The organism is Sediminibacterium roseum (assembly GCF_009939005.1).
In the GTDB taxonomy this organism is placed as follows: Bacteria; Bacteroidota; Bacteroidia; order Chitinophagales; family Chitinophagaceae; genus Sediminibacterium; species Sediminibacterium roseum.
Genome location: NZ_JAACJS010000002.1, coordinates 202,409 through 217,685, shown reverse-complemented (window position 1 = coordinate 217,685; position 15,277 = coordinate 202,409). Strand labels below are relative to the sequence as shown.

At 48.8% G+C, this 15,277-nt stretch carries 15 protein-coding genes; 5 read left to right on the top strand and 10 right to left on the bottom strand.

Annotated elements, in window-relative coordinates; genetic code table 11:
* Positions 1 to 95: 95 nt before the first annotated feature.
* From GWC95_RS00890 to GWC95_RS00845, 10 genes are all read right to left on the bottom strand, one after another.
* Entirely contained in the window at positions 96 to 536 is a 441-nt protein-coding gene (locus GWC95_RS00890; protein WP_161816783.1) for a DUF3347 domain-containing protein, read from the bottom strand.
* A gap of 10 nt (positions 537 to 546) precedes the next feature.
* Entirely contained in the window at positions 547 to 768 is a 222-nt protein-coding gene (locus GWC95_RS00885) for a heavy-metal-associated domain-containing protein (RefSeq protein WP_161816782.1), read from the bottom strand.
* Between the two features lie 158 nt (positions 769 to 926).
* The gene (locus GWC95_RS00880) at positions 927 to 1,325 is read right to left on the bottom strand and encodes a hypothetical protein (protein WP_161816781.1); all 399 of its coding nucleotides are present in this window, start codon (positions 1,323 to 1,325) and stop codon (positions 927 to 929) included.
* 15 nt (positions 1,326 to 1,340) lie between these two features.
* Entirely contained in the window at positions 1,341 to 3,755 is a 2,415-nt protein-coding gene (locus GWC95_RS00875) for a heavy metal translocating P-type ATPase (RefSeq protein ID WP_161816780.1), read from the bottom strand.
* A gap of 80 nt (positions 3,756 to 3,835) precedes the next feature.
* Positions 3,836 to 4,399 (bottom strand): helix-turn-helix domain-containing protein, encoded by a 564-nt coding sequence (locus GWC95_RS00870; RefSeq protein ID WP_161816779.1) that lies wholly within the window; start codon positions 4,397 to 4,399, stop codon positions 3,836 to 3,838.
* Positions 4,400 to 4,411: 12 nt separating this feature from the next.
* A complete protein-coding gene (locus GWC95_RS00865; protein WP_161816778.1) occupies positions 4,412 to 5,269 on the bottom strand; it encodes a sugar phosphate isomerase/epimerase family protein in 858 nt (285 codons plus the stop codon).
* Positions 5,270 to 5,401: 132 nt separating this feature from the next.
* The gene (locus tag GWC95_RS00860) at positions 5,402 to 5,962 is read right to left on the bottom strand and encodes a gluconate 2-dehydrogenase subunit 3 family protein (protein ID WP_161816777.1); all 561 of its coding nucleotides are present in this window, start codon (positions 5,960 to 5,962) and stop codon (positions 5,402 to 5,404) included.
* Positions 5,963 to 6,017: 55 nt separating this feature from the next.
* The gene (locus tag GWC95_RS00855; protein WP_161816776.1) at positions 6,018 to 7,697 is read right to left on the bottom strand and encodes a GMC oxidoreductase; all 1,680 of its coding nucleotides are present in this window, start codon (positions 7,695 to 7,697) and stop codon (positions 6,018 to 6,020) included.
* Positions 7,698 to 7,770: 73 nt separating this feature from the next.
* Positions 7,771 to 8,658 (bottom strand): hydroxypyruvate isomerase family protein, encoded by an 888-nt coding sequence (locus tag GWC95_RS00850; protein WP_161816775.1) that lies wholly within the window; start codon positions 8,656 to 8,658, stop codon positions 7,771 to 7,773.
* A gap of 7 nt (positions 8,659 to 8,665) precedes the next feature.
* Positions 8,666 to 9,907, bottom strand: a complete 1,242-nt coding sequence (locus GWC95_RS00845) for an MFS transporter (protein WP_161816774.1) — start codon at positions 9,905 to 9,907, stop codon at positions 8,666 to 8,668.
* A 261-nt stretch (positions 9,908 to 10,168) separates the two neighbouring features.
* Here GWC95_RS00845 and GWC95_RS00840 point away from each other — a divergent pair, with 261 nt between their 5' ends.
* The 5 genes from GWC95_RS00840 to GWC95_RS00820 all read left to right on the top strand — a co-directional run bounded on the left by GWC95_RS00840 (position 10,169) and on the right by GWC95_RS00820 (position 15,272).
* Positions 10,169 to 11,338, top strand: coding sequence for a Gfo/Idh/MocA family protein (locus GWC95_RS00840; protein WP_161816773.1), 1,170 nt, complete (start codon positions 10,169 to 10,171; stop codon positions 11,336 to 11,338).
* Between the two features lie 70 nt (positions 11,339 to 11,408).
* Positions 11,409 to 12,461: a sugar phosphate isomerase/epimerase family protein gene (locus GWC95_RS00835; RefSeq protein ID WP_161816772.1), complete on the top strand. Its 1,053-nt coding sequence runs from the start codon at positions 11,409 to 11,411 to the stop codon at positions 12,459 to 12,461.
* 141 nt (positions 12,462 to 12,602) lie between these two features.
* Entirely contained in the window at positions 12,603 to 12,995 is a 393-nt protein-coding gene (locus GWC95_RS00830) for a c-type cytochrome (protein WP_161816771.1), read from the top strand.
* A 4-nt stretch (positions 12,996 to 12,999) separates the two neighbouring features.
* Positions 13,000 to 13,707: a 3-keto-disaccharide hydrolase gene (locus GWC95_RS00825; protein ID WP_161816770.1), complete on the top strand. Its 708-nt coding sequence runs from the start codon at positions 13,000 to 13,002 to the stop codon at positions 13,705 to 13,707.
* Positions 13,708 to 14,003: 296 nt separating this feature from the next.
* Positions 14,004 to 15,272 (top strand): hypothetical protein, encoded by a 1,269-nt coding sequence (locus tag GWC95_RS00820; RefSeq protein ID WP_161816769.1) that lies wholly within the window; start codon positions 14,004 to 14,006, stop codon positions 15,270 to 15,272.
* Positions 15,273 to 15,277: the final 5 nt, after the last annotated feature.

Sequence of the window (15,277 nt, the reverse complement as noted above, 5' to 3'; positions counted from 1 at the left end):
AGCTTCGCCATCCCCTACAAAAAGCAGGAGGAACGTTGGTTCAACGAACGATGATAAAATACAAAGGCACCGCAGTGCGCGGTGCCTTTGCGGCATCAATTTGTTTCAACCACTTTGCCACAGGTAAGCATGGATGAACCGTAATACGGATTTTTGATCTCCTTCTCCCTGCTCACCCAATACGCTTTTTTCATAGGGCAATACTGGTAGTACAGGGTAGATCCTGTTTTGCCGGCGGCCTTCACTGTTTTCCAGAAAGTAGTGGATACTTCGTTGAAGACAGCCCTCTGTTTGTCGAGCGTAGCAGCTTTTGCAAGTTCATCCACGGCTTTGAGCAGATCGTTCCTCAGCGCAAAATCGTTTTCTTCCTTTATGCTTTGCAGGAAAAGGGCAGACGCATCTCCTGCTGTTTTACTGTCTCCTGCTACAAGCGCGTTCTTTACTGTATTGTACTCGCCGGCCAGTTTATCGATTTGCTGCGCGAACAACGACGATCCTGCCAGCATGGCTATGATTGCAAAAAATATCTTTTTCATTTTTTTCGTTTTAATTATGAATGGGTTCGATTTTAAAACCTTTTTTCTCTACGAGATCAACAACCTGTTCTTCCGTGATGCCTTCGGAATGCACGGTAAGTACTTTGTCTTTGTTATTTGTGTCAACAGACCAGTGGCAAATGCCTGCTGCGTTGTCTAATTGGGGTTTTACGGCAGCTACACATCCGCCACAATTGAGGTTTGTTTTGAATTGCAAAGTCTTGTTTTCCATCTTGTTTGTTTTTATAAGACAAAGTTCCTGCCATTGTAAAAACATGCTGTTACGGTATTTCAGGTATACTTTGTAACATTTACTGTACCCTGTAAACAACAATTATTTGATTGGAAGACAAACCCGGCAAGACCCACCTATGGCTGTTGCGCCAACGGCTAACCTATTTTAGGTGGTAACCAGGTAAAATGGAAGCCGGGAGAAACGGGCGCCGGCCTGGAAAGGGATGGATGATCGTTGAGGCATGTGAACGGCTCTGCGGCAATATATTGCACAAGCGTTGCCGCCGCCGGCACATTGCAGGATGCAACGCATTTACAGGCGCTGCTGTTGCCGCACCTGCCGCCACATTCTTTACCGCATTCCTTGTGTTTGTTGCCGGAACTGCAGCAATGTTTGGCAAGGGAGCTTGAAGCTTTTTGCCTGGTGGCTTTTGCTTTTTTACATTTTGTTTTTTCTAACGCTGTAGCTTTTGTTCCACATGCATAACTTTCTGCCGGGACAACCAGCAGGCCCACGATAAAAAGGAACACAATATGGAACAGGTGTTTTTGCACTACTGCAAAGTTGCATTATTTCTTCCATTTCAGGCGCAGGCTGTTGGCCACCACGCTTACACTGCTCAGTGCCATGGCTGCGCCGGCGATCATCGGGTTAAGCAGGAAACCATTTACCGGGTAAAGCAGCCCTGCCGCAACCGGGATGCCGATCAGGTTATAGATAAATGCCCAGAATAAATTCTGTTGTACGGTAGCAACCGTTTGCCGCGAGAGCCGGATGGCTCGCGGTATTTTTAACAGGTCAGAAGAAATGATCGTCATTTTTGCAACATCCATCGCAATATCGCTTCCCCGGCCCATTGCAATGCTTACGTCTGCCGTTGCGAGTGCGGTACTATCGTTGATGCCATCGCCCACCATGGCCACCACCTTGCCCTGCTGTTGAAGCTCCCTGATAAACGCGGCCTTCTGCTCAGGTAATATTCCTGCCTTGAAATGGGTTATGCCGGTATGGTGTGCAACAGCCGTAGCGGTGGCTTCGTTATCGCCTGTAAGCATGAACACTTCGATGCCCATCGATTTCAATCGGGCAACGGCTTCAACCGATGTTTCTTTAATGTTGTCTGAAACAGCGAGAACGGCCAGTGCCTTCCCATCGCCCGCGAACCATACAACGGTGCTGGCCTCTGCCGACCATAGATCTGCCTGCCGCAAAAGTTCCGGACCAACAACAACCTGGTGCTCTTCCAGCAACGCAAGGTTTCCCGCGTAATACGCTGCGCCGTTGTATGTGACCCGCGCACCTTTACCGGTGATGCTTTCAAATGCAGACAGCGGCACTGTTTCAACTCCTTCCAGATAACGCACAACAGCTTCCGCAAGCGGATGTTCGGATTGTTTTTCAAGGCTTAATAAAACAGATCTGTCTGTTTTATTTTCGCTTAGCCATTTCATTGCCGTAACAGCAGGCCTGCCTTCGGTGATCGTTCCGGTTTTGTCTAACACCAGCGCATTTATTTTCCTGGCGCGCTCCAGGCTCTCTGCATCTTTGATCAGGATACCTGCTTCTGCTCCTTTGCCTACACCTACCATAATGGCGGTGGGTGTGGCGAGGCCGAGTGCGCAGGGGCATGCGATCACCAGTACCGTTACCGCAGCCAGCAAACCCTGAACTATGCCATTGTTGCCACCCAGCCAGGCCCATAACAGAAAGGAGAGCAGTGCAACGCCCATAACAACGGGCACAAAAATGCCGGCCACTTTATCTACCAGTTTCTGAACCGGCGCCTTGCTGCCCTGTGCATCCTGCACCGTTTTTATGATAGCGGCAAGCATTGTTTCTTTACCCACCTTCTCGGCCCGGAAACGGAAACTTCCTTTCTGGTTAATGGTTCCTGCAAATACTTTTTCATGCTCCGTTTTTAAAACCGGGACAGGCTCGCCACTCAGCATGCTTTCATCTACGTAAGAGGCGCCGGCGATTACGGTTCCATCAACGGGGATCTTATCGCCCGGTTTTACAAGTAGGATGTCTTCCTTGTGAACATCGTCTATCGCCACTGTTTTTTCCGATCCATCGCTTCCCAATACAACAACGGATCCGGGTTGCAACCCCATCAGTTTCCTGATGGCCGATGAGGTATTTCCTTTTGCTTTTTCTTCGAGCAGTTTGCCCAGCAGAATAAACGCAACAACCACCGCCGCCGCTTCAAAATAAACATGCGCATGCAAACCCTTTGCGTGCCAGAAAGAAGGGAACAACATATTGAATACGCTGAAAACATAAGCGATGCCCGTACTCAGCGCCACCAGCGTATCCATGTTGGCCGAACGGTGCCTTGCCTGTTTCCATGCGTTTATAAAAAAATCTTTGCCCAGCCACAAAACCACCGGCGTTGCAAATGCCCACATAATGATGTTGGCATAAGGCACCGTCATAAAGAACATTCCCAACAACACAACAGGCAGCGATAGCAGGATCGCCAGTATTGTTTTAAATTTTAACCGGGCGAATTTTTTTTGCTGAATCAATTCAAGCGCTTCCCTTCCGCTGCTGCCCTCTTCCACCAAAAGATCGTAGCCAATGGATTGCACAACTTTTCGCAGCGCACCGCCATCGGTAACGTTGGGCAGGTATTCTACGGCCAGGTTTCCGGTTGCAAAATTGACCGATGCACTGATCACGCCGGCGGCATTTTTTACCATGCTCTCAACACTGCCCGCGCAGGAGGCACAGGTCATGTGCAACACAGGAAAGGTTTTTTTAACCGTGGTTACGCCGTAACCGAGGTTCCTGATCGCGTTAACCGCCATCGGCAATGCCGATCCATCCTTTGTTTTGATAAGGGCCCGGCGGTTGTTCAATTCTACTTTGTGTGATTGAAGGCCGGGCAGTTGCGACAGGCCTTTGTCTATGATGAGTGCGCAATGCTCGCTTTCCATGCCTTCCAGCAGAAGGGGGATCGATGGGTTGTTGTCGTTTGCCATACCGTAAGTTATTTACGATACAAAGCTGGCGCTTAACCGCCAGAAGCGCATTGTGCAATTGCACATTTGATTTGTAAGATTTACACCTTATCCAGCGGTTTGCGTTTGTCTTCTTTAACCTGCCTGAAATAACTGGGTGTAAGGCCCGTTACTTTTTTGAATTGATTGCTGAGGTATGCAACGCTCGAATAGTTGAGCCGGTATGCGATCTCGCTTAAACTCAGCTCATCGTAAACCAGGAGCTCCTTTACTTTTTCGATCTTTTGCGCGATGAAATATTTCTCGATGGTTATGCCTTCCACTTCTGAGAAAAGACCCGATAAGTAATTATAGTCGTGGTGCAGCTCTTTACTGAGCAGATCAGAAAGGTTCTGTTTGGAATCATTCTCGCGGCGGTGCACAAGGTCTATGATCAGTGTTTTTATTTTTTCGATGATCCTGCTTTTTTTATCATCGATCAACTCAAATCCAAGTTTTGTGAGCGCGAGATCCACTTTTTGTTTTGTTTCGCCGGAAACCTGTTCCCTGGTCTTTACTTCGCCGAGTTTAATTTGTTCTATGCCTATGCCCAGTTTTTCCAGCTGCTCGCGAACAACGAGAATGCAGCGGTCGCACACCATATTTTTTATAAACAGCGTAGTCATATTTTTTTGCAGCTACAGGGAGACCTTCTTCATATACTCCGCATCTATCCTGGCGCTTTCCAGCGGGTTTGTTCCGGTAAACGCTTCCTGTTCCACAATATAATATTGCAGGCCATTCGCGGTTCCGCTTTTCAATATCGATTTGAAATCGATCGTGCCTTTACCCAGGTGTACAGACTCATGGCCCTTTGCCGTTTTTCCAAGGTCTTTCACATGGCACAATTTGAAACGCCCCGGGTGTTTGGCGAACCATGCTTTCGGGTCCTCGCCTGCAGCAACCACCCAGTAAATATCCATTTCAAAATCCACCAGGTTCTTGTCTGTGTTCCGCATCATCACCTCCTGCGGCACTTGTCCGTCGAGGGTTTTGAACGAATAATCGTGGTTGTGGTATGCGAAACGGATGCCGTTCTTTTTACAGATCTCTCCGCACCTGTTAAAATCATCGGCGAACTTTTTAAAATCATCGATCGATTTCTGCGGGCCTTTCCATGGACAGATGAGGTATTTCATCCCGATCTCCGCTGCCTGTGCCGCCTTGGCCTCAAAGTCTTTGGTGATCTCGCAGTGCGAAGAGATGAACTTCATGCCAAGATCGTCCATGTATTTTTTGAACTCTGTATTCTTCCATCCCCAGAAAATTCCCTTGCCGCCTTCAAAGCCTTCTATCTGGTTGTAGCCGTCCAGCGAAAGCTGTTTCAAAGTGTCCTTTGCATTCGCGGTCATGTCTTCCTTCACCGTCCACAACTGGATGCCAAAAGCCGGCAACGCTTTGTAAGGTGAAAAAACAGAAGAAGCCCTTCCCAGCAGCGGAACTGTTGCCAGGGCAGCGAAAGAGGTATTGCGCAGGAAATCGCGTCTGTTCGTCATTGTAATTTCGTTTGTTGTAAAGTATCAATAGTAGTGCCAAACAAAACCGCATTGCAGTAGCTGTTGTTGCCCGCAACGGCGCAACAACGGTTGGCAACTACGGCCGCATGGTACTCGTGTTTTTTTATATTGCTAGGTTGCCCAGGCCTTATCGCCTTTTTTGTAATCGATGCAACCTTCGTATTTACCCGGAACCGGTACATACCGCAAAGCCTGTTTCGCACCTATTTCCGAAGTAAAATAACCATCCAGCGTTAATCGTTTGATCATGCTGAAATAATGTGCAGGATCGTCTTTCGCTTTTGATTTTGCATACGCCCTTGCATCCTTGTCGATGGCCACCAGCAGGTCGTGCCGCTCAAGTGCGGAGCTCTCCATGAAAGGTTTTTTATTTTTCTTTTTGCTTTCTTCGTCGAGTTTGTCGAGCCCTTCCAGGAATATCTTCTGGTCCTTTTCGTCGTAACAATCCTTCACCATCACCGCCATGTATTCACCCACTTTCGCTGCTTTTGCGCCGGGTGTTTTGGTAGCGGGTAAGATGGTTTCTGCAATTTCATCCATGTAGGCAATGTCCTGCGGCGTAAAATTTACCGTGCGCGCAGCAGGTTTACAACCCGATAAAAACCCTTGTGTTCCCAACATTGCGCCACCAACCAGCAGGGCAACGGTAGAAACGGCTTCTCTTCTATTCATGATTGATATTTTTTGCGTTTGATGTTTTTGGTGAATGATGACTGCTCTCCGTCACTTATAAATTCTGTTTTTTCAATTCGCTCACGGCATGGTCCACTGCCCTTGCGGTAAAGGCCATGTAGGTAAGCGATGGGTTTACGCAGGCGGCGGATGTCATGAACGATCCGTCTGTAATATACACGTTTGGCGCGTCCCACATCTGGTTGTATTTGTTAACCACCGATGTTTTGGGGTCGGCGCCCATTCTTGCCGTTCCCATTTCGTGGATCCCGCGGCCCTGGATGCCATTTGCATCGCGGCCCACCACGTCTTTTACCCCAACGGCCTCGAGCATTTCTATGGCATCGGCCTGCATGTCCTTGCGCATTTTCAGCTCGTTTTCTTTCAGTTCGGCGTCAAATGAGAGTACGTTGAGGCCCCATTTGTCTTTCACCGTTTTATCGAGTGTTACTTTGTTTGAATGATCCGGCAGGATCTCCCCGAAACCGCCGAGGTTCATCGTCCACGAACCTGGTTGCGAGGTAAGGTCCTTGTAATCGCCGCCGATGGTAAGCTCCGGCACTTCATGCCCGTAGCCCTGCCTGCCCGCGCCGCCCTGGTAGCCAAAGCCACGCAGGTAATCGCGCTTGTCGCCAAACAGGTTCCTGTAACGCGGAACATAAATACCGTTTGCACGGCGCCCGAAATAATATTTGTCTTCGTACCCTTCCACTCTTCCGCTCGCGCCTACACCCAGGTGATGGTCCATGATGTTGTGGCCGAGTTCTCCGCTTGCGCTTCCCAGTCCGCCTTCCCATACATCTGTGGCCGAGTTCATCAATATCCAGGTTGAGTTGAAGGTTGATGCATTCAGGAACACGATCTTCGCGTTGTACACGTACGTTTTATTGGTTTCCGCATCCAGCACCTCAACGCCGGTTGCGCGTTTTTTGTCTTTGTCGTAGATTACTTTTGTTACGATCGACCACGGGCGCAATGTCAGGTTCCCTGTTTTCATTGCCGCGGGCAAAGTAGAAGACTGCGTGCTGAAGTAGGCACCGAACGGGCATCCCAGCCAGCATTTGTTCCTGAACTGGCACGCTGTTCTTCCTTCGTGGGCAACGGTAATGTTTGCCGTGCGGCCGATGATCATATCGCGCGCACCTTTGTAATATTCTTTCAGTCTTTTGGCAACATCTTTTTCAACGCAGGTCATGTCCATTGGTGGAAGGAACTGTCCATCGGGCAATTGCTTCAAACCATCGCGGTTACCGCTGATGCCCGCAAATTTTTCCACGTAGTCGTACCAAGGTTCTATCTCTTTGTACCGAACGGGCCAATCGATGGCGATGCCGTCTTTTGCGTTCGCTTCAAAATCAAAATCGCTCCAGCGGTAGCTCTGGCGGCCCCACATGAGCGAGCGTCCGCCCACGTGGTAACCGCGGAACCAGTCGTAGCGTTTTACTTCTGTGAAAGGGCTTTCTTTTTCGTTTACCCAATAATCGAGGTTGGTTTCGTTAAGCGGATAATCGCGGTTGAGCACAGGATAATCCTTGATCATCTGCTGTGTTTTTTTACCGCGGTGCGGATAATCCCATGCCTCTTTGTTGGCATTCACATAATCTTTCACATGCTCAATGTTGCGCCCGCGTTCGAGCATCAGCACTTTCAGTCCTTTTTCAGACAGCTCCTTGGCCGCCCAGCCACCGCTGATTCCGGAGCCAACTACGATTGCATCGAATGTTTGATCAGACATAGTATTTGATTGCTTGTTATTTTAAAATGGTACCAGACTTGCGCCGGATATTTTTTTCCGTATCCGCTGCTCATCAAACGTCGCAGATCATCACTGCTTTTCTCAATGAGCCCAGTTTATCTGCTGCCGCAGGGATGAACTCCTGCGCAACATATCCGGTAAACCCTGTTTTTTTGATCTCGTTCATGATGGCAGGATAATACAGTTCCTGTGTTTCGTCTATCTCATGCCGGCCGGGCACGCCCGCCGTATGGTAATGGCCGAAGTAAACATTGTAATCGCGTATCGTACGTATCACATCGCCTTCGTCGATCTGCATGTGGTAGATATCGTACAGCAATTTGAAATTGGGCGAGCCGATGCGTTTGCAGAGCTCTACGCCCCATGGCGTTCTGTCGCACATATAATCTTTGTGATCGATCTTGCTGTTAAGCAGTTCCATCGTTAACACCACGCCTTTTTTTTCTGCGTGGCCGATGACCTGTTTCAATCCATCCACGCAGTTTTTCAGCCCTGTTTCGTCATCGATGGTGCCGCGGTTGCCGCTGGCGCAGAACAGGTTTTTGAAACCGGCCGCGGCCACAAGGTCTATGTGTTCGGTGTAGTTTTTGATCAGTTGTTCGTGGTATTGTTTGTCGTTCCATCCCTTTGTAAGACTGATCTCCGCGCCATTGCACATGGTAGAAACAAGTCCGTATTTCTTCAGGGTGGGCCAGTCTTTTGGCGGCACGAGGTCTATGCCTACCAGTCCCATTTCCTTTACCGCGGCGCAAAGTTCATCGAGCGTAAAACTGCTGAAGCACCAGCGGCAAACGGTGTGGTTGATGTTTCCTTTGAGGGCTGGCATGGTTGTATTTTTATCTGCCGCATAAGCGGGCAGTACCGACGATCCTGCTGCGAGCGCTGCAGAACCGGCAATGATGTTTTTGATGGCGTTGCGCCTGTTGAATGGTTGCGTCATAAGGTTTCTAGTGTCCTGCCTTTAGTGTTGGCCGTGCTTTTCCTTTCATATAGAAGAACAGGATCGCAAAAGCTACTATTAATATGATCGGGATGAACATGGTTGCATTCAGTACCTCCGGCCCGGCTGCTTTTTTTGCCGCATTCATGGCCGCTTCGGAAGTATCGCCTGCGGGAAGGTGCGATGTTACCAGTTTATCGTAATAGTCGCCCATGAATATCGTATAAACAGAAACGGCAAACATACCGGCCCCACCCATCAGGTTCATTCCCACTGCGCCGGTTTTAGGCAGGTTCTCCGAAACAAAGCCAAGCATGGTGGGCCAGAAATAACAAACGCCCATTCCGAAGATGATGGCACCAGCAAACAATGTATTGCCGGTGCTGTGGCCGAGCAGGTAAAGGCCCGCTGCCGACAGGATCGCGGAGATGAGCAATACGCCGGTTGGTGAGAAACGGTGAACGATCGGTCCGGCAAATGCGCGGCCGATCACCATAATACCGGTTTCTATCGTTAACAAAAGAATGGCGTTGTCTGAAACGTTTTTCAGCAATACATCGATCCATTGCCCGGTAAACAATTCTGTAATGGCTGTGCCGAACATGAGGATGATCATGCAGATGAACAGGGGGTTAAGCAACGACCTGTACATTTCTCCTGTAGACACCCCGCTTGCCACCCTTTCGGTAACAGGGAAACTGAGTTTGCTGAAGAGTAAGCCGTAGATCAATGTAGGCACCAGCATCAACCCCACCTGGATCTGCCAGCCCACACCGGCTTTGTCGAGGAAGTAAACGATCAGTGTGCCGATCACGATACCGCCCGGGAACCAGAGGTGAAAGTGATTGAGTTTGGTTGTTTTATTATCGGCGTAGATGGTTGCCACCAAAGGATTGCAGGCCGCTTCCACCGTACCGTTGGCGATGCCGATGCAGAGTGTTGAGATGAAAAGCGTCCAGTAACCGCCGGCAAAGATCGTAAGTAAAATACCGGCGAGGTGAAACACAAAAGCGATGATCAGTAATTTTTTCATCCCGATCACATCAACGATCATACCTCCTACCACAACTGCAACGGGAAAACCCCAGAATGCAGTGGCGGCAATGGTACCAAGCTCAGACGCGTTGAGGGCAAACTCAACACCGAGCCTGCCCAGTATTCCCGCACGGATGCCGAACGAAAGCGAGGTTACTAACAGCGCCAGGCAACTGGCTACAAAAAGTTGGTTACGTTGAGGGGTTGACTGCATATGGTAAGCATTAGTTTCGGAAAAACAATCGTTCGCTAAATGTAATTTTTTATTTTTAAATGAAGGTGTAAAAATTACACGCTTTATCATTTTTTTTACCAACTTACAAAGCTTTACAGGAACAGCGTGAGAAGTATGAATCAAGAAAACGTTTTCGTAATCAGCAGGCCCGAAGCACGGGGCTAGGGCAGGAAACGTTTTTGTATTTTGTAATTCGTTGTTCGTACGGATGGCACATGTTCTAAAATTAATTCTCAAAATATGAACCGTAAGCTCAGAATGGGCATGGTAGGTGGCGGAAAAGATGCTTTTATCGGCGCTATCCACCGCATTGCAGCCCACATGGATGGATTGATCGAACTTTCGTGCGGTGCGCTCAGCATCAATCCGGATATCGCGAAAGAATCAGGGGAAATGTTGTTCCTGCCCGCAGCGCGCACGTATCTCACGTACGAAGAGATGATCAAAAAAGAAAGCGAACTGCCGGCCAGCGAGCGCATCGATTTCATTACCATCGTTACGCCCAACTTTGCACATTTTGGCCCGGCCATGATGGCGCTCGACCATGGGTTTCATGTGGTGATCGAAAAACCAATGACCTTTACGCTCGAAGAAGCAAAGCAATTGCAGCAAAAAGTAAAAGAGACGGGATTGACACTCTGCCTCACCCACACTTACGCCGGCTACCCGATGGTAAAGCAGGCAAAAGCAATGGTGGCCAGCGGTGTGCTTGGCAAAGTAAGAAAGGTATGGGTTGAATACCCGCAGGGCTGGCTCAGCAAACTGAGCGAGCGCGAAGGCAACAAACAGGCGGCATGGAGAACCGACCCGAAACGCTCGGGCAAAAGCGGTTGTATGGGCGATATCGGAACACATGCCGCGCACCTGGCCGAGTACATCAGCGGCGCAGAAATTACACACCTGTGCGCAGACCTTAACACGATGGTGGAAGGAAGGGCACTCGATGATGATGGCAATGTTCTTCTCAAATTCAACAACGGCGCCAATGGCGTGCTTATGGCATCGCAGGTGGCGGCGGGCGAAGAAAATGCATTGAAGATCCGCGTATATGGAGAGAACGGCGGGCTGGAGTGGGCGCAACAAGAACCCAATACGCTCATCGTTAAATGGCTCGACCAACCCACACAGATCCTGCGTGCAGGTGGAAACTATGGCGATCGTCTTTCGTCTTTCGCCACGCACAACTGCAGAACACCCGGCGGCCACCCGGAAGGTTACCTGGAGGCATTCGGGAACATCTACCGCAACTTCGCACTCACCCTTTCTGCCCGTATCGACGGCACCACACCAACCAAAGAAATGCTCGACTTCCCTACGGTAGACGAAGGCGTAAGGGGAATGGCATTTATCGACAACGTGGTTGCATCGGCACAAAGTGATGTGAAATGGACAGCCTATAAAGTGGATTAGGAACCCGGGTGAGGTTTAAAATTTATCAACCCATGGCGGTTACTGATTCTTCAATCCTAACTCTATTAATATGACAACATTAAAAGGCCCCGGTATTTTTCTTGCCCAGTTCATGGGAGATGAGGCGCCGTACAATTCCCTGGAATCGATTTGTAAATGGGTGGCCTCACTCGGGTTCACGGGCGTACAGATCCCCACCTGGGATGGGCGCTGCATCGACCTGCAGAAAGCCGCCGAGAGCAAGACCTATGCAGACGAGATCAAAGGCATTGTAAACGCGGCCGGGCTTGAGATCACAGAATTGTCGACGCACCTGCAGGGGCAACTCGTTGCGGTAAACCCTGCGTACGATGCATTGTTTGACGGATTTGCGCCTGCCAGTGTTCGCGGCAATGCAAAAGCAAGAACGGATTGGGCGGTGCAGCAACTGAAATATGCGGCAAAGGCATCGCGGAACTTAGGATTGGATGCGCATGCCACCTTCAGCGGCGCCTTGCTGTGGCACACTGTTTACCCGTGGCCGCAACGGCCCGCAGGTTTGGTGGAAACCGGTTTTACCGAGCTGGCAAAACGCTGGCTGCCCATACTCAATACATTCGACGAAAACGGTGTGGATGTATGTTACGAGATACACCCGGGAGAAGACCTGCACGACGGCATTACGTACGAGATGTTTCTCGAGAAGGTGAACAACCATTCGCGCGCCTGTCTTTTATACGATCCGTCGCATTTCGTTTTGCAGTGCCTGGATTATCTAAGCTACATCGACCATTACCATGAGCGCATCAAAATGTTCCATGTGAAGGATGCGGAGTTCAATCCCACCGGCAAACAAGGCGTGTACGGCGGTTACCAGAACTGGGTGAACCGGGCAGGCCGGTTCCGTTCGCTGGGCGATGGCCAGGTCGATTTTAAATCGATCTTCAGCAAACTTGCCGCATACAATTACCGCGGCTGGGCCGTGCTCGAGTGGGAATGCGCCATCAAAGACGCAGCTACCGGCGCCGCAGAAGGTGCGCCTTTCATCAAACAACACATCATTAAAGTAACCGAAAAAGCATTCGATGATTTTGCGGGAACGGGGTCGAACGATGCCTTTAACAAAAGCATCCTGGGAATTTAGTAAAGTAACAAATGGGCGGTTTGTTAAAAGAATTTAAACCATTTGATTTCTTTTAACAAGCAAACCCCGCGCTAAACTCATGACCGTAAACTCCAAACTTATCATACCTTTAACCCTCTATAACCTCTAAAATTTCCTGTTTTGAAAAAGTATCATGTAGCCATCGCCTTCCTCGCAATTACACTGGCCTCTTGTGGTGGCGGTGCGGAGAACAAAGATGCGAAAGCAACTGCGCCTGCAGCAAGCGGCGCGGCCCTGAGTGAGAACCCCGATTACAAAAAAGGCCTGGAACTGATCGCCGGTTCTGACTGCCTTACCTGCCACAAAGTGAGCGAAAAATTAACCGGTCCCGCCTACAAAGACGTTGCCCAGAAATATGAGAGCAATGATGAGAACATCAGCATGCTTGCTGCAAAGATCATCAAGGGCGGGCAAGGCAACTGGGGCCCTATCCCTATGACGCCGCATCCTGCGCTGAGCGAAGATGATGCGAAACAAATGGTAAAATATATTCTCTTACTCAGAAACAAATAATCAAATGCAATCTTACCTAACGATCCCTGTGCTTGCCCTTGTGATGTTGATGCACGCGCCAACATCCAACAAAACCATTGCTTCCATCAACGTGCCGCAAAAAGGCTTTGTGTCTTTGTTTGATGGAAAGTCGCTCAAAGGCTGGCATGTTTACGGCCACAGGCCATTGACCGAAGCATGGTCTGTACAGGATGGAGCGATCTTTTTCGACAGGACCAAAAAAGCAAACGGCGATCTGCTTACCGATAACCAGTACGAAAACTTTCACCTGAAATACGATTGGAAGATTTCGCCGAAAGGAAACAGTGGTGTGATCTTCTGGGTACAGGAAGACACTGCCCGTTACAAACAAACCTACCACACAGGGCCCGAAATGCAGGTGCTCGATAACGATGGCCACAAAGACGGATCGATCGTAAAACACCGTGCAGGAAACCTGTACGACCTCATCGCGGGAAAAGAAGGCGCCGTAAAACCTGTTGGCGAATGGAACACCGCCGAGATCATCAGCAACAAAGGCAAGCTGGAATTTATCCTGAACGGCGTTTCGGTATTGACCACCAATTATGGCGATGACAACTGGAAACAAATGGTTGCCGGCAGCAAATTCAAACAATGGCCTGATTTCGGAACCATCTTCAAAGGGCATATCGCCTTGCAGAACCACGATTCTGATGTTTGGTATAAAAATATTGTGATCAAACAATTGTAATCCGCCACGGCGGGAAGCATTGAAAAGCCATTCTGTATGAATGGCTTTTTTATTTTGGGGCGTTTGATTAATTCGAGAGATCGCTGCGAAGACTATTAATACTGTTCCTTTTTAGGAACTCCGTTTAGGAATGAGAGGTTCTTTCATCTATTTGCAGCAAGTACAATGCTATTTGCCCCGTAGGATAATCGCTACAAGTGCAGGGTGTTTTTCCCGTATTTGGCGAAAAGGGTGTTTTGCCCCTGCCTCATTTTTTTTCGAAACCCTACTTTTATCTCTCATCAAACCAAAACAGTATGCCGAAAAAGTCATTATTTTTTGTCTTTGCGCTTTGTATAATCGCATTGGCTAGTTGTAAGAAGCAAGAGATCATCCTGAATGAAAGCTATGCTCAAAATCCGCAATTTTTTTCACGTAATAGCAATGCGGCAAAAAATCCATTACAACGCGATTTCATTGATACTATTATCGGTTTAATTAAAGTAGCTGATTTGAAGACTAAGTTTGCCGGGTATGTTAACGAGCATTACGGTACGCCTGATTGGAATTCAAGTATACGTCTGTCAAATGCAAACGGAATGAGATCACTTGTAATACCCATTGTAGACCCGAAGAACAATGTGCCGCTTGTAATGTTTGCCTACCAAACTGCACCTGGCGATATATTATTGAGATTCATCGACCGTGATACCAAACAGCTTCGACTGCCTCTACATGGTAATCCTGACAAAAAACAATTCACACAATATACACTGAAAGGGCTGTTCACTTCTCTTCAAAAGGCGGTGGAAGTCAACAGAAAGGAAAAGGAAATTGCAACAAACGCTACATATATAATGACTACTACATGCTGGTGGTACTCCATCTTTTACCCAGATGGTGCGCTTTTGATAGCGGATGCCCAATGCTCGACGGATGTTGTAATGGTAGAAGACGATTTATACGAACTAACTCCGGCTTTCCCAAATGGTGAAAATGGCGGAGGTGGCGGCGGCTCAGGAGGCGGCGGTTCCGGTCCTTCTAGTCATGCACCTTTCCCGACGGAATGCTCAGCCGATTATTCCCAACAGGAATCGGATTTTAACGCATTGCTTTTAGACGCTGAAGCCTTTGACCAACCCGAACAACCCTACATGGTTGAGGCTGCTGCAGGTGTGCAAACGAAACCTTGGGCTGGTGATTGGGTTTGTCTTAAATTTAGTCAATCTTGTCGACTTCGAGGCCATGTATCAGGAGAAATAAAAAAAATAGCAAGTTCTCCCGATCCGCTTCGCACATGGGCGTTTAAAAAGATCAAATACGAAGGCATGCAAATCGAAGGATGGCTGTTTCCAGGAACGACCGTCTCATTCACGCAAGGCATAGCAACACCAAGCTTTACCGAGGACAATGCAGCCCTTTACAATTATCTATCCGCACTCATGCAAGTTAAGTTCAATGTAACCTATCAATTCAAACCTGTCGGCAATTGTCCAATTGCCGCCGATGTCATAGCTGTAATTTCCGTTCCAATATCGGTACCTTACGTAACCAGAGGTGCCTGGGCTTTATGGGACAAATATTAATCGCA